The sequence below is a fragment of the Litchfieldia alkalitelluris genome (genome assembly GCF_002019645.1).
GTDB classification, from domain to species: Bacteria; Bacillota; Bacilli; order Bacillales; family Bacillaceae_L; genus Litchfieldia; species Litchfieldia alkalitelluris.
Genome location: NZ_KV917374.1, coordinates 5,253 through 24,277, shown reverse-complemented (window position 1 = coordinate 24,277; position 19,025 = coordinate 5,253). Strand labels below are relative to the sequence as shown.

General features: G+C 37.1%; 13 protein-coding genes and 2 riboswitches. Of the genes, 8 read left to right on the top strand and 5 right to left on the bottom strand.

Annotated elements, in window-relative coordinates; all coding sequences use genetic code 11:
- The first annotated feature begins 8 nt into the window (after positions 1–8).
- The 3 genes from kduI to BK579_RS00070 all read left to right on the top strand — a co-directional run bounded on the left by kduI (position 9) and on the right by BK579_RS00070 (position 2,789).
- Positions 9–851, top strand: a complete 843-nt coding sequence (gene kduI, locus BK579_RS00080) for a 5-dehydro-4-deoxy-D-glucuronate isomerase (protein WP_169891023.1) — start codon at positions 9–11, stop codon at positions 849–851.
- Positions 852–882: 31 nt separating this feature from the next.
- Positions 883–1,665, top strand: coding sequence for a 2-dehydro-3-deoxy-D-gluconate 5-dehydrogenase KduD (gene kduD, locus BK579_RS00075; RefSeq protein ID WP_078542960.1), 783 nt, complete (start codon positions 883–885; stop codon positions 1,663–1,665).
- Between the two features lie 290 nt (positions 1,666–1,955).
- Complete coding sequence (locus BK579_RS00070; protein ID WP_078542959.1) at positions 1,956–2,789, top strand: sugar phosphate isomerase/epimerase family protein; 834 nt, start codon at positions 1,956–1,958, stop codon at positions 2,787–2,789.
- A 719-nt stretch (positions 2,790–3,508) separates the two neighbouring features.
- On the opposite strand, the gene hprK is transcribed toward BK579_RS00070, so the two are convergent.
- The 5 genes from hprK to BK579_RS00045 all read right to left on the bottom strand — a co-directional run bounded on the left by hprK (position 3,509) and on the right by BK579_RS00045 (position 9,919).
- Positions 3,509–4,426, bottom strand: coding sequence for an HPr(Ser) kinase/phosphatase (hprK, locus tag BK579_RS00065; protein ID WP_078542956.1), 918 nt, complete (start codon positions 4,424–4,426; stop codon positions 3,509–3,511).
- 329 nt (positions 4,427–4,755) lie between these two features.
- Positions 4,756–5,928 (bottom strand): DUF4317 domain-containing protein, encoded by a 1,173-nt coding sequence (locus tag BK579_RS00060; protein WP_078542954.1) that lies wholly within the window; start codon positions 5,926–5,928, stop codon positions 4,756–4,758.
- A gap of 246 nt (positions 5,929–6,174) precedes the next feature.
- Positions 6,175–7,530: a flavin monoamine oxidase family protein gene (locus BK579_RS00055; RefSeq protein ID WP_078542952.1), complete on the bottom strand. Its 1,356-nt coding sequence runs from the start codon at positions 7,528–7,530 to the stop codon at positions 6,175–6,177.
- 219 nt (positions 7,531–7,749) lie between these two features.
- Positions 7,750–9,273 (bottom strand): glycine betaine uptake BCCT transporter, encoded by a 1,524-nt coding sequence (locus BK579_RS00050; RefSeq protein ID WP_078542950.1) that lies wholly within the window; start codon positions 9,271–9,273, stop codon positions 7,750–7,752.
- Positions 9,274–9,409: 136 nt separating this feature from the next.
- A complete protein-coding gene (locus BK579_RS00045; protein WP_078542948.1) occupies positions 9,410–9,919 on the bottom strand; it encodes a CBO0543 family protein in 510 nt (169 codons plus the stop codon).
- A gap of 213 nt (positions 9,920–10,132) precedes the next feature.
- Here BK579_RS00045 and BK579_RS00040 point away from each other — a divergent pair, with 213 nt between their 5' ends.
- From BK579_RS00040 to BK579_RS00015, 5 genes are all read left to right on the top strand, one after another.
- Positions 10,133–11,098 carry an AAA family ATPase gene (locus tag BK579_RS00040; protein ID WP_078542946.1) on the top strand — a complete coding sequence of 322 codons (966 nt, stop codon included), beginning with the start codon at positions 10,133–10,135 and terminating at the stop codon, positions 11,096–11,098.
- Positions 11,098–12,315, top strand: coding sequence for a DUF58 domain-containing protein (locus tag BK579_RS00035; RefSeq protein ID WP_078542944.1), 1,218 nt, complete (start codon positions 11,098–11,100; stop codon positions 12,313–12,315). The genes BK579_RS00040 and BK579_RS00035 overlap by 1 nt, the downstream gene beginning before the upstream one ends.
- Positions 12,312–14,513 carry a transglutaminase domain-containing protein gene (locus BK579_RS00030; RefSeq protein ID WP_078542942.1) on the top strand — a complete coding sequence of 734 codons (2,202 nt, stop codon included), beginning with the start codon at positions 12,312–12,314 and terminating at the stop codon, positions 14,511–14,513. Before BK579_RS00035 ends, BK579_RS00030 begins: the two co-directional genes overlap by 4 nt.
- A 31-nt stretch (positions 14,514–14,544) precedes the next feature.
- Positions 14,545–14,646: riboswitch (purine riboswitch) on the top strand.
- A gap of 560 nt (positions 14,647–15,206) precedes the next feature.
- Entirely contained in the window at positions 15,207–16,745 is a 1,539-nt protein-coding gene (guaA, locus tag BK579_RS00020; RefSeq protein ID WP_078542939.1) for a glutamine-hydrolyzing GMP synthase, read from the top strand.
- A gap of 96 nt (positions 16,746–16,841) precedes the next feature.
- Positions 16,842–16,943, top strand: a riboswitch (purine riboswitch).
- A 117-nt stretch (positions 16,944–17,060) separates the two neighbouring features.
- Complete coding sequence (locus tag BK579_RS00015) at positions 17,061–18,359, top strand: NCS2 family permease (RefSeq protein WP_078542937.1); 1,299 nt, start codon at positions 17,061–17,063, stop codon at positions 18,357–18,359.
- Positions 18,360–19,025 lie beyond the last annotated feature (666 nt).

Here is a 19,025-nt window from a genome sequence, read left to right as displayed (position 1 = left end):
GAAGGAGAATGATAGATATGTTAGATACGCGTTATGCTACTTATCCAGGTGATGTGAAAAAATATACGACTGATGAATTAAGGGAGCACTTTTTAGTAGAAAAGCTGTTTGAATCAGGTCAGGTTCATTTAACTTATACACATAACGACCGCATGATCTTTGGTGGAGTGACACCAGCAGAAGAAGAGTTAACGATTAAGCTTGATAAAGAGCTAGGTGTTGACTATTTCTTAGAACGTCGAGAAATGGGAATTATCAACATTGGTGGCGATGGAGTTGTTATTCTAGATGGTGTTGAATATAGCATGCAGCTGCGTGATGGGTTATATGTAAGTAGAGGCACGAAGGAAGTATTATTCCGTTCTAAGGATGCAAGTGCTCCTGCAAAGTTTTATATTAATTCAACACCTGCTCACCACACTTATCCAACGGTAAAAATTGATATAAATAAGATTGTTCCACTTGAGGCAGGATCATCAGATACATTGAATGATCGAAAAATCTATCAATATATCCATCCAAATGTATGTGAAAGCTGTCAGCTTCAAATGGGATTAACAATGCTTTCTCCAGGGAGTGTCTGGAATACAATGCCTTGTCATACTCATGAACGACGAATGGAAGTATATCTATATTTCAACATGGATCCAGACACAAGGGTATTTCATTTTATGGGAAAACCTGATGAAACGAGACATCTAGTCATGAAAAATGAACAAGCAGCTATTTCACCAAGTTGGTCAATCCATACGGGTACTGCTACAAGTAACTACACATTCATCTGGGGAATGTGCGGAGAAAACATTACTTACACAGATATGGATATGGTCAAAATGGAAGAGCTGCGTTAATAAGTTATATAAATAATGGAGGAAAATAAAAATGACAAATCAATTACAAGATTTTTCACTAGATTTCTTCAATTTAGCTGGTAAAACTGCAATCGTTACTGGTGGTAATACTGGATTAGGTCAAGGGTATGTAGTAGCACTTGCAAAAGCTGGAGCTGACCTTTTCGTAGTAACTTATGATAAGGATTGGGATGAAACTAGACAGTTAGTTGAAAAAGAAGGACGTAGAATTGAGTTTTTTCAAGCTGACTTAACGAAGAAAGAAGCAATAAAAGATGTGGTATCTACTTGTGTTCAAGCATATGGAAAAATTGATATTTTAGTAAACAATGCTGGTACAATCCGTCGTAATCCATTACTTGAGTATAAACAAGAAGATTGGGATGCAGTAATGGCGATTAACTTAAACTCTGTTTACTTTTTAAGTCAAGAAGTGGCAAAAATAATGGTTGAGCAAAAAAGCGGGAAAATCATCAATATTGCGTCAATGCTTTCTTTCCAAGGTGGGAAGTTTGTGCCGCCGTATACTGCTAGTAAGCATGCTGTTGCTGGAATTACGAAAGCGTTTGCTAATGAATTAGCTGAGTATAATGTTCAAATTAATGCAATCGCACCAGGTTATGTTGCAACTGCAAATACAGCTCCTATCCGTGCCGATGAGAAACGTAATGCAGAAATTTTATCACGAATTCCTGCAGCTCGATGGGCAGATCCAGCTGATTTAATGGGAACCGTTGTGTTTTTATCAAGTAAAGCTTCAGACTATATAAATGGTCATATCTTAGCGATCGATGGTGGTTGGCTAGCTAGATAATTATAGTTAAATAAACTTATGTAAGTGAAAAAAGCCGTATCACCTTGGACAGTGCTGCGGCTATTTGCATCATGGTGGTAATAGTAAAAACTTATATGGAATGAGCGAAGAGCCACTTGACTCCTGCGAGATATGCGGTCAGCGTAAGACCCCGCAGAAACTCGCTTCGAGGAGGCTTACGAACCGCCCCGCGGAAAGCGAGTGGATCGAAGGGAATGGAACTCCTTTGGGAAAGTGCCCTTAAACCTAAAATAGGGCCTGAAAAAGAACAGTAAAAGGATGGCGAGAAGATGAATATTGGAATTAGAGCACATGATATTGAGAAGCTTCCATTAGAGGAGCTTGTAGAAGTAATAGCAAATAAAGGACTTAAAGGGGTACAATTAGCACTTGCGAGATCATTTGATTTTAATACTGCAAACGGTAGCTTAAGTCCAGGGATGGCACACCATATAGGTAGTGCTTTTCGTAATAATCATATCCAAATAGCCGTGTTAGGTTGCTATTTTAATATGATTCACCCTGACAAAGATGAAAGAAGAAAGGGAATCGAACGATTTAAGGAGCATATAAGATATGCTAGAGATTTTGGTTGTAGCATTGTTGGTACTGAAACCGGTAATGTGAATGCGGAAATCTTTTATACAGAAGACAACTTTAAGGAAGAGCCTTTTTTAGAAGTAGTCGAAAGTGTTCGTGAGCTTGTTACCGAAGCAGAAAAGTTTGGGGTTATTGTTGGAGTAGAGGCGGGAGTAAATCATCCGGTTTATACATCAAAACTTATGAAACGACTGTTAGATAGTATTAACTCTAATAATCTTCAGGTGATACTTGATCCTGTGAATTTATTAACTGGCGAAACCTACAAAAACCAGGATGAAATCATACAAGAAGCTTTTGACTTATTGGGGGATAGACTGGCAGTTCTACATGCAAAGGACTTCATTATTGCAGAAGGTCAGTTGAAATTTGCGCCAGTTGGAACAGGGCTCTTAAACTATGATCTAGTGATGAAGCTATTAAAAGAGAAGAAGCCTCATATCAATATCTTAATGGAAGATACACAGGAGCCATATATTGATGGTAGTATGGCTTTCTTGAAGGATAAGTACGAGGGTAATTAATAGTTCTAATTAGTACACGTAAGGCTTAGCTTTATTTTGGGTAGACATCCATGCTAATTAAAATTAGCACCATGGAGTATGAAAAATTATACTTAGCTTAGTGTCTAGCTTCAGGCGCTATCGACTCTCAGGTCTAAGTCAATCCACCCTAGAAGGTTAAAAAGCAACCTTCTAGCCGGCTCGTCTTATGCCTGTCGCCGATGAACGAGCGCCTTCAGCATTTCTTTTTTCAGGGTAGACTTCAATGCTAAACGATTATTTAGCGCTATGATGAATGAAAATGTTTGGAGAAATATGCTCCAAGCATTTTTTGTATTACAAAATAAGCGCTGTTCAGCGATTTTTAAGTCTTAAAGAATCGATAGGTAATAAGATACAAAAATAAGGGGAGATTTTTCTCTTAATGAGGAAAAAGTACAAAAAATGGATTAAATAGAGGGAAAGAATCCACTTATTTAATCAAAATACATGAATATGGACCATGTTGCTTGGCCTTAACGGGAAAAACTCCCCTTATATTCTCCGAACTAGCTCTATTCAGCGTGTTAACGGGAAAAACTCCGCTTATTCAAATTATCAGTGGTTATCAATTAAGGAGAGGAAAGATGTTTGCTTCATTTATCTGCCTCTCAGGCATCAACACCCACCCGCACATCAATCGGTACAACAATAAACATGAAAACTTTTCAAAAGCAATAGTTTTCGAAAACAGCCTTATGCTAAAATTCAGACTCAAGACGTTTCATGAACTCTTCTGCCGCACTGTAGCCTTGCTGTTTAAGGAGCCAATTGTTGGCGGCTGCCTCAATTAAACCAGCCACATCACGACCTGGTTGAAGTTGAATCTCAACATGGGGAATTTGTACTCCCATATATTCAGTGAATTTGGATTCATGCTCTAATTCATTATTTAGAGTATCTTTCTGCCATTTTGTTAATTCAATATCGAGAGCAATTCTGGTTTCATCTTGAAACGCTTTTCTACCATATAATCGGACGACATTTAAAAGGCCGATACTTCGCAGTGAAAGAAACTCCTTCGTTTTCTCGTCATGAGTACCGAGTATGGTTCGTGCACTAAGCTTTTTTAACACAACGATATCATCAGCCACAAGCCTATGACCGCGTCCTATCAAAGTGTGTGCAGTTTCGCTTTTACCAACGCCGGATTTTCCTCGAATTAAAATACCCATTCCATAGACATTCAAACAAACTCCGTGAATGGCAATCTCTGGAGCGAGCTTTTTTACCATAAATTCATCGAGCTTATTGATAAATTCTGATGTTGATTGAGGTTTGTCTGTACATAGCAGAGGAATGCCTTCTTCGATACAATATTGAGTTAAATAAGTTAGTCCTTCTTGTCCTGCAGTAACAATAAAACAAGGTGGATGGTATTTAACGATATTGCTGATTCGAAATTGACGTTCCTCTAGAGTCAATTTATGCAAATATGTAATTTCTTTTCTGCCAAGTATTTGAACTCGTTCGGTCGGAAAGAAATCAAAGTGACCAACAAATTCTAACCCGGGTCGATGTGATCTAGGTTGTGTAATATGTTGTTGTAGCTGATTCTCTCCACACAAGACGTTCAATGAAAATCTTTGAACTAAATTTTCAACTGTAAGTGTCTTCAATCCACGAAGACCTCCTTCATAAGGCATCTTTATTTAAAAATTGATGTAGTTTATTTATCTTTACTTAATCATATCTGATATTAATCAAAGATAACCATAATTATATTAATTTTATATGAAAAAATGCTCCTATTAATTAAAAATTCCAAGAGACAATTATGGACATGTATGGTTGGCTTTTGGGTAGGGGGACAGGGGAAAATAAGTAATGATTATAGAGATTAACAGTTTCAAATGATTTCAGAAAAAGGGGCTCTAAAATATCACTCTTGGAGTGAGTATAATCTCAGAACCCTTCTTACATTCAGAAAAGAACCTTGTATAGTGCTCTAGTTCCCACCAAACGCTTCTGGAATCATCGTAAACCCTTCAATAACAGTATCTTCTTCTACTTCAATCATCAGGTACCGTTTCCCATCAAGATGGACTTGTTTTACATATCTTAAATCTTGTGGGCTAATCGAAATGTTAGCTATTTTTGTACTGATTTTAATTGATTTTGAGGTAAACTTTGGAACGACGCTGTTCGCTTTTATTTCATATTTATCATCGTCAATAATTTTTTGGAACGAAGCTTCTACCTTTTCTGCACTAATATCTTCAAGTCCGCTCATCTTTAACACTCGTTCAACGTCCTTAGTATCCAATTTTGGCGGCTCGTCCTCTTCATTTTCTACAATCATCCGGTTAATTTCTTCGTATACATTGGAGAGAGTTAATGTACTTAATTGGTCTCCTGTTACGTCTTTTATAATTTCTTCAAAAACGATTTTATCATCTTGTGCTGTCATTGTTTCTTCGCCGTTTAATACATCCTCAATGAATTGATGATCTGGTTCATGCACTTTGCCTGCTGAATAAAGAACATGATTTACATCTGCAGCATTTTCCGTAAAGCACGGAAATAAAAAACCGGCTATTGGTGTGTTAAGGTTGATAATTGGGTCAACCACAAAATTGTACTTGAATTCTCTTTGAACATAATCAAAAAGCAGTTCTTTTTTTGGCTCTTGTGTATTATTAATACTACACAAAATAAACGGATGAGAGTAAACCGTATCTCGGTCACTTTCCTCAGTATCTGCATTTCGACGTTTCATGGGCTTTAAATATTCTGCGCGAATAAATGTAATGACAATATCCATTTCGTATTGTCGGTTAACTAGCATTTTTTCTACGATTTTCAGCATTTGTTCTTTCCAATCTTCCACTTCACTGCTGAGTAACCCTTGGTGTAAAATGAGCTGACTATTATTTTCAGCATCCCGTCTAAATTTTAATTCAAAAAGCTTTTCATCCAGTTGTCCTGCAAGTAACTTCTTAAAATTACCCATAAACAACTCTTGTTGATCTTGGTCAAGCATTTCAAATGGTTGACTTTGGTGATGATAAATCTCGCTTGTTTCCTTCATAATATAAACATTAAAAATATCTGAAATTTTGAGGAGGTCATTATCTACTTTAAATTGTTTTCGAATCTGTCCTATGTCTTTTTTGTTCATAATTATACACTCCTAAGTTGCCCCTAATTTGCGTTATTGTAAGAATAACAAAAATGCTTTCTATCTCTTTGGTCATTCATTTATTTTAACACAAATTCTTTTGTGCATATAAAGTAAACTAAGGGATGGGAAGTATAAAAATTGATTAATAAAACAAAACGCATAGGGGTAACCGAAAATTAGTAAAGCTGTTCATTTTAAGGATGAACAGCTTGTTATTGAGAGGGACTTTGGACAGGCAGAGTACTACTTATTTTTAAAATCTAAAGAATCAATAACTTCGTTTGCTGTATCTTGACCAGATTGAACTGCACCTTCCATGTAGGTTCTCCATACTGTTGCTGCTTCAGTTCCTGCCCAATAGATTGTATTAGATACTGGTATAAATAACCCTGCTCCATAATGAGTTAGTACACCTGTTCCATAGTGGGTACCATATCCTCCTCTAGTCCATTCATCTTCCGCCCAATTTTTTTCAATGATGGATAAGGGGGCAGATGCTTTATGTCCGAAGAATGTTACTAGTGCTTTGATAATTTCTTGTTTTCTTTGCATTTCACTCTTCCCTTGTAATTTTATTGCGTTTTCTCCAGTGATGAGAATGGTTAAGACGCCCTTGCTTTTGTTCGGTGGGGAGCTATCCATCGAAAATAATAATGGTGAAAATACTTTTCCGTTAAGACGGGCTTTTCGCCAAAATGGTTTGTCATAAATGATGATCATTTTGATTACCGACGGCATTCCTGATCGTTCACTTAGTTGAACTCGAATGGGTGGAAGTGGAGGATCAAATTTTATGCGTGTTGTTAGGTTGGGAGGGGCAGCAACAATCACTTTCTTTGCTTTCCATTGCTTTGTTGGAGTAAATATAGTTGCATCCTCTTCTTGATAAGAAATTCGTTCAACTGCAGATTCATAAAAAATTGATTCACCAAGGGTGTCGGCCATCCTCTCGGCAAGTCCCCCCGCACCCTCAATAATCCACTCGTTTTCTGCTTTTAACAAATAGTTAATCTCTTCAGTCGATTTAATACACCATATCCAATCTAATACAGATATTTCATGGGTTTTTGAACAAAATATTTCTTCAATAACCATTGTATAAAACTCTTTGCCATCCTTGCTGAACATATTATTTTGAATGAATTCATAGATCGTCTGCTTATCTAATTCATAAGAAAAAGGTGTAGTAAGGGGTACACCTTTCGGTAGTTTTTCTATTAACTTCTTTAATTTTGTTTTTAGCATATAAAGGTCTAGCTTACCAAGTGTAGTAAGAGGCTTGAGACCGGCTCCTTTTCGAATCTTTCCGTTAATCTCAAAAATGGTTTGACCAGAATTATATGTAGGTGTGGACTGAAGGTTAAATTGTTTAATTAGTTCTCTCACTCGTGTATGGTTCTTACTGACCCAGTGTGCTCCAAGGTCAATGTTATAACCGTCACTCATATGAATGGTATGAGCTCTGCCGCCTGGACGATTTCTGGCTTCAAGAACTACAAACGAACTATTTCTCTTTTTACATTCTAGAGCAGCAGCTAATCCTGCCAAACCAGCTCCAACGATCACAATATCTACACTGGAATGATTCTTTGCTATCATTAATACTCGACCTCACCAACATTTACTTTCTTTGTATTATTTATTTTAGATTTCCCTTGATTATAAAATGTACACAAAGAAGTGAGAAAAACCCTTCACACTAAACGTTATCTAGGGTTAACTTTAAAAATAATTCAAACAGTGAGTAGTTGAGGCGGCGTAAGAACCAATGGGGACGCAAAAAAGAAGAAGCATGGGAACCGTCCCCATGCTTCTCTCTTAATGATCTTTTTGAACTTTTTTCTTAGGAACAGGTTTAAAGTAAAGTCCTAGCTCCTTTTTCTCTTTTGTTAACGAACGGTATAGAGAAATCATCATAAATAGCATAATGAATGAAAAAGGGAACGCTGCAATGATTAATGCGTTTTGGAGAGCTTGTAGACCACCACTATATAATAGGATTAGTGCTACGGTTGATTGTGCAATTCCCCAAGTTAACTTCACCGTGTTTGGTGGTGTTAATGACCCATTAGTTGTTTGCATTCCAAGAACGAATGTTGCTGAATCTGCAGACGTAATAAAGAATGTTGCAATAAGTACTATTGCTATTATCGAAAGAACAATTGATCCAGGCATTTGACTGAAGATGGCGAATAAAACTTCTTCAGTAGCAAACTGTGTTAAATCAAATCCAGCATTTTGGGTTTCAATTGCAGAAGTGCCAAATGTAGCGAACCATAAAAAGCTTACAAGTGCTGGGAGTAATAGCACACCAATTAAAAATTCGCGAATCGTTCTTCCGCGTGATACACGTGCTATGAAAATACCTACAAATGGTGACCAAGAAATCCACCATGCCCAATAAAAAATTGTCCATCCATTAATCCATGAGCGATGTTCTTCATTTAATGGTGCAATTCTGAAGCTCATATGTACAATATTTTGAATGTATCCACCGATTGAATCGGTAAACATGTTCAGAATAAGGATTGTTGGTCCAATAAAGAACATTAACACAAATAGTAAAATTGCTAAGACCATGTTCGTATTACTTAAATATTTAATTCCTTTACCTAAACCGGACCACGCTGAAATCATAAATAAAACAGTAACGGATGCAATGATGATAAATTGAACGGTAAAATTATTAGGTACTCCAAGTAGATAGGATAATCCACCATTGATTTGTGCCGCTCCGAACCCTAATGTTGTTGCAACACCAACAACTGTTGCAAATACTGCTAGTACATCTACCACTGTTCCGAGAGGACCTTCCATACTTTTGCCGAAAACAGGTTTTAAGGTAGCTGAGATCAGACCGGGTTCATTTTTTCTAAACTTATAATATGCCAAGGCTAAAGCGACAAGCGCATATATTGCCCAAGCATGAATTCCCCAATGGAAAAATGTGTATCGCATTGCTTCTTTGTTAGCAACATTTGTTCCGCCTTCGGCTAGTGGTGGTGCTAAATAGTGTGAGAGTGGTTCTGCAGCTCCCCAGAATACAAGACCGATTCCCATTCCAGCACTAAAGAGCATAGCAAACCATGTACCTTTTGTGAATTCAGGTTCCTCATCAGGTTTGCCTAGTTTAATCGCACCGACAGGGCTAAAAATAAGGAATACACAGAAAATGACGATGACTGTTACTAAAATAAGATAATACCAACCAAATGTTGAAGTGATAAAGGCCTGTATATTTCCTGTGATGTTTTCAAAGTTGTTTGGTGAAATGACCCCAAAAGCAACTGCTGATAATACAATCGCGAGTGTTATCCAAAAAACATTAGATATTTTTTTCATAACTCCAGTCCTCCTTCTAATGAATACACATTATATTTGACGAATTTTTGTTTGTAAAGAAAAGACAACTATTGTATCCCTATTATAAGGTGTTCTAGAGCCAGTGAAAATGGCCTTCTATTATAAAAAGAAAAAATCATTTGGTATAGTTATTTTTTTGGGATGATTGCTGTTGTTTCATATCTAATCTTCTAATTAAATACATTACCCCACGTACAACTAAAAAGGTAAGTGATAAAGATATAAAGCTTTTCAGCGGAGTCCAGCCTTTTTTATATTTAATCACTTGTGTATTCATTTCAAGCCATGCTTCTCCAAGTGCCATGGGAACACTAAAATAGAATAGCTTTATAAAGATATCTGTTAACCTTGATTTTTCAGTGACTTGATTAAAGTAAACACAAGATATAGGAAAGAGAACATAATCGAAGATAATACTTACATCAAACTTCTTAAAAAATTTGGTGGGGTATGTAATATAGCCTTCTCTTACTAAAACCTTGTCTAAGATTGAAGACATATAACCTTTTAGAAAGAAAATAAGGAGCCAATCTTTTACAGGGGGCTTTCTTACTAGGTTTATAAAAGAGGCAATCCCAAACAAAAACAGAGCTCTTAATATGTATTTTTCAAACGTCTTACCCAACTTCATTCCTCCTTTATCTCATTTTGTCCTTGAACATGAAATTATATTTATTTTCTTATGTAACTTTTATCAGTCTAGTAACGACATATCAATGCATACCTTACAGCTGAACTGTATATAATTAACAGGTTTCTTACATAGATTAGAGGGTTTTTAAATTATTTTACGAATTATATAATTAATTACAATAGTAGAATTATTAGGAGGAATATGATGACACAGCAGCTTGAAACACTTCATCCTGTATTAGGGAGAGTAATTGAAAACATAGAAAAGGTAATGATCGGAAAACGAGATGTAGCTACCTTAAGCTTGGTTGCTTTGTTAGCTGAGGGTCATGTTTTATTAGAGGATGTTCCAGGGGTAGGGAAAACGATGATGGTGCGATCTCTTGCTAAATCGGTAAGCGCTGACTTTAAACGTCTTCAGTTCACGCCAGACTTATTGCCTTCCGATGTAACAGGTGTCTCAATTTATAATCCTAAAGAGCAACAGTTTGAATTTAGACCCGGACCAATTATGGGGAATATTGTGCTAGCGGATGAAATCAACCGCACATCGCCGAAAACTCAATCGGCGTTATTAGAAGGAATGGAAGAAAGTAGTGTAACTGTTGATGGTGTAACAAGGTCACTACCAAGACCTTTCTTTGTTATGGCAACGCAAAACCCAATAGAGTATGAGGGGACCTATCCACTACCAGAAGCTCAGTTGGATCGTTTTTTACTAAAATTGAAGATGGGTTATCCAACTGCAAATGAGGAGATGGAAGTGTTAAATCGTGCGGAAAAGAGCAAACCGATTAACACACTAGAATCAGTCATCTCAATTGAAGAGTTACGCCAACTTCAAGAAGATGTAAAAGAAATTTATGTTGATGAAACAATTAAGCAATATATTATAGATTTGGTAGGAAGAACAAGAACGCATCAATCAATTTATTTAGGTTCAAGTCCACGTGGGTCGATTGCATTAATGAAAACCTCACAAGCATTTGCGTTAGTTCATGGTAGAGATTTTGTGATTCCGGATGATGTAAAATATTTAGCTCAGTTTGTTTTACCACATCGTATTATTTTAAAATCTGAAGCGAAATTCGAAGGAGCTACTTCAGATAATGTAGTTTCAAAAATCATTGAACGCACGCCGGTACCTGTTCAAAGGGCGCTGAGTCGGTAATGAAAACAATTCTTAAATATCTTAAGCAGGCTGGTAAGTTAGGACTAATCTTTTTCTTAATTGGTGTTACATTTGTGTATGCAATGTTTCAGGGAGGCTTTGTTAGTTGGTTCTTATTTTATAGTTTCCTTCCATTAGGGTTATATTCTTTAATTGTTGCCTTGTATCCTATTACCACAATGGACGTTGATCGAAAAACCAATCAAAATGAGTACTCAGCAGGAGAAAAGCTAGTTGGAACAGTCACGATTAAAAGGAAGTTCGCTGTACCACTCGTTTATCTCGTCGTCGAAGAGGTGCTTCCACCGGAATTGAAATACAGAGAACAAACATACAAATCAAAGGTGCTGCTTTTCCCTTGGTTTAAAAGAGACCTATCTTTTCAGTATGTGTTTGAATCTATACCTAGAGGAGAGCATATCTTTGCGAATATTCGTCTTAGAACTGGAGACTTTTTTGGGTTAGTAGAAAAGGAGGCTTATTTTCCGGTCGAGCAACGTTTCTTAGTATATCCACAATACCATGACCTCATTTACAGGCAGGTTGAGAGTAGGTTTGAGCAGGGAATGACAGCATCGAATGTGAATCTCCAGCGGGATACTACGATTGCTGTAGGAATCAGAGATTACAAGCCAGGTGACCGTTTTACTTGGATTGACTGGAAAGCATCTGCAAGAAAAAATGATATTATGACAAAAGAATTTGAACAGCAGCAAAGTCATGATGTTGTCCTCTTTCTAGACCGGACCCCATCTCGGGAATTTGAGCAATCTGTTACTTTTTTAGCCTCTTTAACTAGAGCGATATTAAGAAAAGGTGCACAGCTCTCTCTCATTTCAGTAGGAGAAGAACAATCGGTTTTTCCTCTTAGAGGCGGAGAGTCACAGCAACAACATATTTTTTATCATCTAGCAAAGGTTAAGGCAGATAGCTCTATTCGATTTTCACAAATAATTGACACTGAAGTGAAAAAAGTCAATCATGTTGCATCTTTTATGTTTATTACTAATACATTAACTCCTGACTTTATTCAAGCGATCGAACGAGTGTCGTTTAGAAAGGTGAACCTTTTAGTTTTTATTGCAAAAGAAAAAGGTGCACATTTATCGACTCAGGAACTAACATTGATGGACACGTTAAGAAAACGTAATGTCATTGTGAAGGTTGTTTATGAGGGCCACTATACAGATGTATTTTTCGAGGTGAGCAAATCATGACATCAAAAGTAACGAAGGATTTACCAGGGTTGATATTAAGTGTTTTTGGTTTTTTATTACTATGGGAATGGTTAAGACCGTTAACAGTCGTAACAGATACAGCTGAGATTTATATATTTATCATTTTTATTGGCATTTGCTTTTTGTTATCCTTTTTAAAAATTAAAAGGGTGATTAGTAGCGTTATTAAAATGGTGATTATTCTTTATATGTTAAATCAGACCTATTTTGAACAAAGCTTTCTTACTTTTGAATGGGTTCGTCTAATTTTCTATGATTTGAGACAAAATCTAAATCTCTTAATAGATATGAACTGGAATGGAATGTCAGCGTTGTTCAGAAGTTTTCTATTTTTTATTCTTCTTTGGTTAATGAGCTACCTAATCTATTATTGGCTAATTGTTCAAAAGAAAATTCTGCTGTTTTTTATTTTAACAGTCGTCTATGTCTCAATATTAGATGCTTTTAGTCCTTATGATGCGAATGCGGCTATTATACGTACGGTGGTAGTTGGTTTCTTAATGTTGGGTTTATTAAATTTAAATCGTGTAATTGGAAGTGAAAAGCTTTCTAGATTTAATGGGCTATTTACAAAGTGGATTATTCCCTTGGTAATTATGGTGTTAATCACAAGTTCATTTGGTTATTTTGCGCCGAAAGCGGCCCCTCAATGGCCAGACCCAGTGCCTTATTTAAAAGGGTATGGTAAAGGTGGTACTGCACCGGGTAGTGGAGTAGGTATGAAGAAAATTGGCTATGGGACAAATGACTCCTATCTTGGAGGGCCGTTTATTGAAGATAATACGCCAGTTTTTAAAACAACAGTTGGAAAACGACACTATTGGCGAGTGGAAACGAAGGATTTATACACGGGTAAAGGATGGGAAGTATCCAGTAACCCGAGGAATCAACTATTTGAATCTGAAAATAATGTGTTAAGTTGGATAGAAAACAAAGCAGAAACAGAGGAATATTATGCTGAGGTAGATGTGCAGAAATTATATCCTCATATTATTTATCCTTCGGGTTTAAAGCGGGTAGATAATTATGGTTTAGATGATAGTCGATATAGTGTTGACCCCGTTACGGAAAAGATATTAACTAAGCAAGGAGACAATGATGAGGTTGAACTAGCTGCCTATGGATTAACCTATGACCAGCCAATCTATCAAATACAAGACTTACAAGCAGTAACTGATAAGGGAAGCCTAGAGTTAAATGATGAGTTTTTTGAACGATATACACAACTGCCAGATAGCTTACCTGAGAGGGTAAAAGAGCTTGCGGTCGAAATCACTAAAGACCAAGGGAATCGCTATGACAAAGTGGTAGCTGTTGAACGCTATTTTAAGGATAATTTATTTATGTATGATACGAAGGAAGTAGCTGTTCCTGGTAGAAACGATGATTATGTTGATCAGTTTTTATTTGAAACCAAAGTAGGGTATTGTGATAATTTTTCTACCTCGATGATTGTTTTACTACGTTCATTGGATATTCCAGCACGTTGGGTGAAAGGTTACACGGAAGGAACGTATATAGAAACTCTCAATGAAAATCAGCGTGTGTTTGAGGTTACAAATAATAATGCTCACTCATGGGTAGAGGTTTATTTTCCTGAATTTGGTTGGATTGCTTTTGAACCGACAAAAGGATTCAGTAATTTAAATAACTTTGTTTATACGACTTCATCAACTGTAACAAATGAAAATAATGATGATGTTGAGCAACAAACCCCAACTCAAGAGCTTTTAGAAGAAAGTACACCTGAATTATCACAAGGTGATATAACTCCTATTGAAGGTAGTGAGCAACCAAGTGTAAGTCCAGTCGCTTGGAAGGATATCTTCTTTATCCTCCTTTCAATTGTCCTTGTCATATATGTTGTGATTAAGACAAGGGTAAAATGGTACCCAATCCTAGCAATATTGCTCTATAAACGTCGAAATGATGGTACTGCTTACTTTAAAGCATTCGATGCTCTTCTAAAACAACTAGACCGAGTGGGAATTAAACGAAATGAGGGTCAAACACTTAGAGAGTTTGCTGTTTATGTTGATAAATTTTATCGGTCAGATGATATGCAGAAACTGACTCTAAGTTATGAAAGAGCACTTTATCGAAAAGATAATGCTGAGAAGGAATGGAAGCGGTCTGTCGAATTGTGGGAAAATTTAATTAAAAAAGTATCATCTTGACCGAACGTGTGAAGAGATATAGAATTAACTCAATTGAAAAAGAGCAATCCTTCATATACACTCGATAATATGGTTCGAACGTTTCTACCAGATCACCGTAAATGATCTGACTATGAAGGCAGCTTTCTAATTGGAGTTAAAAAACTAGAATTCTGCCTTTATAGGAATTCTAGTTTTTTTGTTTTATAGAGTTGATTGGAGTCTAACCTGAAAAAAGAAAAGCGGAAGGCGCTCGTTCATCGGCGACAGGCATAAGGCGAGACTGCTAGAAGGTTGCTCTTTAACCTTCTAGCTGGATTGACTTATGACCCCGAGCCGATAGCGCCTGAAGCTAGACACTAAGCGAAGTATACTTTTTCATACTCCATGGTGCTAATTTTAATTAGCATAGGTGTCTACCCTGAAAATAACTAAGGTTGGAGAGTTCCATGAGCTTCGATCCACTCGCGGGATGCCGCGGGGTGGTCCGTGAGCCTCCTCGTCGCCTTTTTGGCTCCTGTGGGGTCTCACGAGACCACTGGATTCCGCAGGAGTCAAGTGGTTCTACGCTCATTCCACATATGGTGAGTAAAAATGCTCATATTCCATGGTGTGAATATTTTAGGGTGAGTATGGATCACTTAATGGATTTTATGAATCAGGGAATAACTAAAGCTATAACAATTGTATGACTAATTTTATGAGGTGACAGAGATGCAAGCTTTTAACGAAATGATAGTGGTATTAGATTTTGGAAGTCAGTATAACCAATTAATTACAAGAAGGATTCGTGAGTTTGGGGTATATAGTGAGCTTCACCCTCATACAATTACGGCAGAAGAAATCAAAAAAATGAATCCTAAAGGTATTATTTTTTCGGGTGGACCTAATAGTGTATATGGAGAGAACGCTTTTCACTGTGATGAGGCAATCTTTGATTTAGGGTTACCGATATTGGGAATTTGTTATGGTATGCAGTTGATGACAAAGCATTTCGCAGGAAAAGTAGAAAAAGCTAATCATAGAGAATATGGAAAAGCAATTCTTACTGTTGAAAAGGATTCAAAAATCTATTCAAATCTACCAAAAGAACAAACAGTTTGGATGAGTCATGGTGATTTAGTTGTTGAAACACCTCCAGGATTCCAAGTGGATGCAACAAGTCCATCTTGTCCAATTGCAGCAATGAGTGATGAATCCCGTGGACTGTATGGCGTTCAATTCCATCCAGAAGTACGCCATTCTGAATTTGGGAATGATTTATTAAAGAATTTTGTCTTTACGATTTGTGGTTCAAAAGAAGAATGGTCAATGGAGAACTTCATTGAAGTTGAAATTGAAAAAATCAGACAAAAGGTTGGAGACAAAAAGGTGTTATGCGCACTAAGTGGTGGTGTTGATTCTTCAGTTGTGGCTGTATTAATACATAAAGCAATTGGTGATCAGTTAACATGTATTTTTGTTGACCATGGTTTACTTCGCAAAGGTGAAGCTGAGGGTGTGATGAAAACTTTCGCAGATGGTTTTCATATGAATGTGATCAAAGTAGATGCGAAAGAACGTTTTATGTCTAAGCTTAAGGGTGTAAGTGATCCTGAACAAAAACGAAAAATCATTGGTAATGAATTCATTTATGTTTTTGATGATGAATCAGCAAAACTAGAAGGCATTGATTACTTAGCTCAAGGAACTCTTTATACAGATATTATTGAGAGTGGTACGGCTACAGCGCAAACGATCAAGTCTCACCATAATGTAGGTGGATTACCAGAAGATATGAAATTCGAATTAATCGAGCCGTTAAATACACTATTTAAGGATGAAGTTCGTGCGCTTGGAACAGAATTAGGTATGCCGAATGAAATCGTTTGGCGTCAACCGTTCCCAGGGCCGGGTCTAGGTATCCGTGTTTTGGGCGAAGTTACGGAAGAAAAGCTTGAAATTGTAAGAGAATCGGATGCAATCTTACGTGACGAGATTAAAAAGGCAGGTCTTGAACGTGATATTTGGCAGTACTTTACCGTTCTCCCGGATATCCGAAGTGTAGGTGTAATGGGGGATGCTAGAACATATGATTATACGATTGGAATCAGAGCAGTTACTTCAATAGATGGCATGACTTCAGATTGGGCACGTATCCCTTGGGAAGTTCTTGAGGTCATTTCAACAAGAATTGTAAATGAAGTGAATCACATTAATCGTGTGGTCTACGATATCACAAGTAAGCCACCAGCGACTATTGAATGGGAATAATAGTAATAAAGACGAACAAAAGCGAACATTTTTTAATAAATGTTCGCTTTTTATGTTGACGGAACATGACGTTGTTGTTAAAATCAATTTATAGTTTAGTTATCATATTTTGTACTTCGTATAATGTTGGGGATATGGCCCAAAAGTTTCTACCGAGCTACCGTAAATGGCTTGACTACGAATAATAATGTATAGAGTAAAGAAATTGGAACCTTCTTTTTCTATCGTTATTCTTCTGGTCGAACACTGCGATTCATAATCGGGGTGTTTTTGTGTAACCTAAGGAATAAAAGAGAAAAAGGAGGAATTATAGATATGAAGAAGTTTTTTGAATTCGAAGCGCTTGGTACCAATTATAAAACAGAAACTGTAGCTGGTATCACAACATTTTTATCGATGGCCTATATTTTATTTGTTAATCCTAGCTTTTTATCTGCTGCTGGAATGGATTCCGGAGCAGTGTTTGTTGCCACAGCATTAGCTGCTGCGATTGGTTCGTTATTAATGGGAGTTATTGCAAAATATCCGATTGCTCTAGCACCGGGTATGGGACTAAACGCATTCTTTGCCTTTTCGGTAGTTCTTGGAATGGGTGTTCCGTGGCAAACGGCGTTAGCGGGTGTATTAGCTTCTGGTCTGATCTTTATTGTATTGACGCTAACAGGTCTTCGCGAAAAGGTCATTAACTCGATTCCGGCAGAATTAAAATATGCCGTTGGTGCTGGTATTGGTTTATTTATTACATTCGTTGGGTTACAAGGTGCAGAAATTATAATTGCTGATGAAGCAACCTTAGTTGGATTAGGACACCTTGGTAATGGAAACACACTTTTAGCAATCTTCGGTCTTATTCTTACAGTTATTTTAATGGTTCGTAAAGTCAATGGAGCAATTTTCATTGGTATGGTTGTAACTGCTGTAGTTGGAATGCTTACAAACTTAGTAGCAACTCCTGAATCGATTGTAAGTCCGATTCCAAGTCTTGCGCCAACTTTTGGAGCAGCGTTTACTCACTTTGGTGATATCTTTACTGTTCAGATGCTAGTAGTCATTTTAACATTCCTGTTTGTCGATTTCTTTGATACTGCTGGAACTCTAGTAGCTGTAGCAAATCAAGCGGGATTATTAAAAGAAAATAAATTACCACGTGCAGGAAAAGCGTTATTTGCAGACTCATCTGCTACTGTGGTGGGATCGATTCTAGGGACTTCTACAACGACATCATACATCGAGTCATCAGCAGGTGTTGCAGCTGGGGGTCGCTCTGGTTTTACTTCAGTTGTAACTGCGGCATTATTTGTTTTGGCGATGTTTTTCTCTCCTTTGTTAGGAGTTGTGACTTCAGCGGTAACTGCACCAGCATTAATAATAGTAGGGATACTAATGGTTTCTTCTTTAGGTAAAATCGCATGGGATCGATTTGAGGTAGCAGTTCCAGCATTTCTAACAATTATTGCAATGCCATTAACTTATAGTATTGCAACAGGTATCGCGATTGGATTCATCTTCTATCCCATTACGATGCTTGTAAAAGGAAAAGCAAAAGAAATCAATCCAATCATGTATGTGTTATTTGTAATCTTTGTTTTATACTTCATTTTCCTTACTGAGTAGGACGTAATTAATTAATTTCACTATGTAGGTGAAAAGTGCTAACATAGTTGGAATGAGCGGAAGTTCTCTCGACTCCAGCGGGATGTAGTAGACACTGTAAGACCCCGTAGTAGGCTTTTGCTGCGAGGTTCATTTCACGCCCCCCCGTGGAAAGTGAGAGAACTGTAACGAATGAAATCTAGATTAACTATTATCAGAGTAGACATATATAATGATTAGTGGGTGAGGCGATTACGCCTCACTCTTTTGGTTGTTATTACCAATCTAAGTTTGTTGACTCGAGTTAATAAACTTGTTATAGTAAATGAACCGTTGTTGGCAACTTAGTTTTTTAGTTAATAAGAAACAAGAGAAGTTGTTGACAATATAATTGATTGATGATAGTATATTAGAAGTCGCTCGGTTGGGCGTAAAAGTTCTTTGAAAACTGAACACAATAAACAAGCGTCAACGTTTAATCTAGTTTTAAATTTTTATTTGAGCAATCAAATATCTCTTATTGGAGAGTTTGATCCTGGCTCAGGATGAACGCTGGCGGCGTGCCTAATACATGCAAGTCGAGCGGATTAAAGGAAGCTTGCTTCCTTTAATTAGCGGCGGACGGGTGAGTAACACGTGGGCAACCTGCCTGTAAGACTGGGATAACTTCGGGAAACCGGAGCTAAT

Bases quoted from the DNA above. Each gene is read 5' to 3' on its own strand.
- BK579_RS00055 (WP_078542952.1), bottom strand. From the start codon at position 7,530: ATGATAGCAAAGAATCATTCCAGTGTAGATATTGTGATCGTTGGAGCT.
- BK579_RS00015 (WP_078542937.1), top strand. From the start codon at position 17,061: ATGAAGAAGTTTTTTGAATTCGAAGCGCTTGGTACCAATTATAAAACA.
- BK579_RS00035 (WP_078542944.1), top strand. From the start codon at position 11,098: ATGAAAACAATTCTTAAATATCTTAAGCAGGCTGGTAAGTTAGGACTA.
- BK579_RS00040 (WP_078542946.1), top strand. From the start codon at position 10,133: ATGACACAGCAGCTTGAAACACTTCATCCTGTATTAGGGAGAGTAATT.
- kduD (WP_078542960.1), top strand. From the start codon at position 883: ATGACAAATCAATTACAAGATTTTTCACTAGATTTCTTCAATTTAGCT.
- BK579_RS00050 (WP_078542950.1), bottom strand. From the start codon at position 9,273: ATGAAAAAAATATCTAATGTTTTTTGGATAACACTCGCGATTGTATTA.
- kduI (WP_169891023.1), top strand. From the start codon at position 9: ATGATAGATATGTTAGATACGCGTTATGCTACTTATCCAGGTGATGTG.
- BK579_RS00070 (WP_078542959.1), top strand. From the start codon at position 1,956: ATGAATATTGGAATTAGAGCACATGATATTGAGAAGCTTCCATTAGAG.
- guaA (WP_078542939.1), top strand. From the start codon at position 15,207: ATGCAAGCTTTTAACGAAATGATAGTGGTATTAGATTTTGGAAGTCAG.
- BK579_RS00060 (WP_078542954.1), bottom strand. From the start codon at position 5,928: ATGAACAAAAAAGACATAGGACAGATTCGAAAACAATTTAAAGTAGAT.
- BK579_RS00030 (WP_078542942.1), top strand. From the start codon at position 12,312: ATGACATCAAAAGTAACGAAGGATTTACCAGGGTTGATATTAAGTGTT.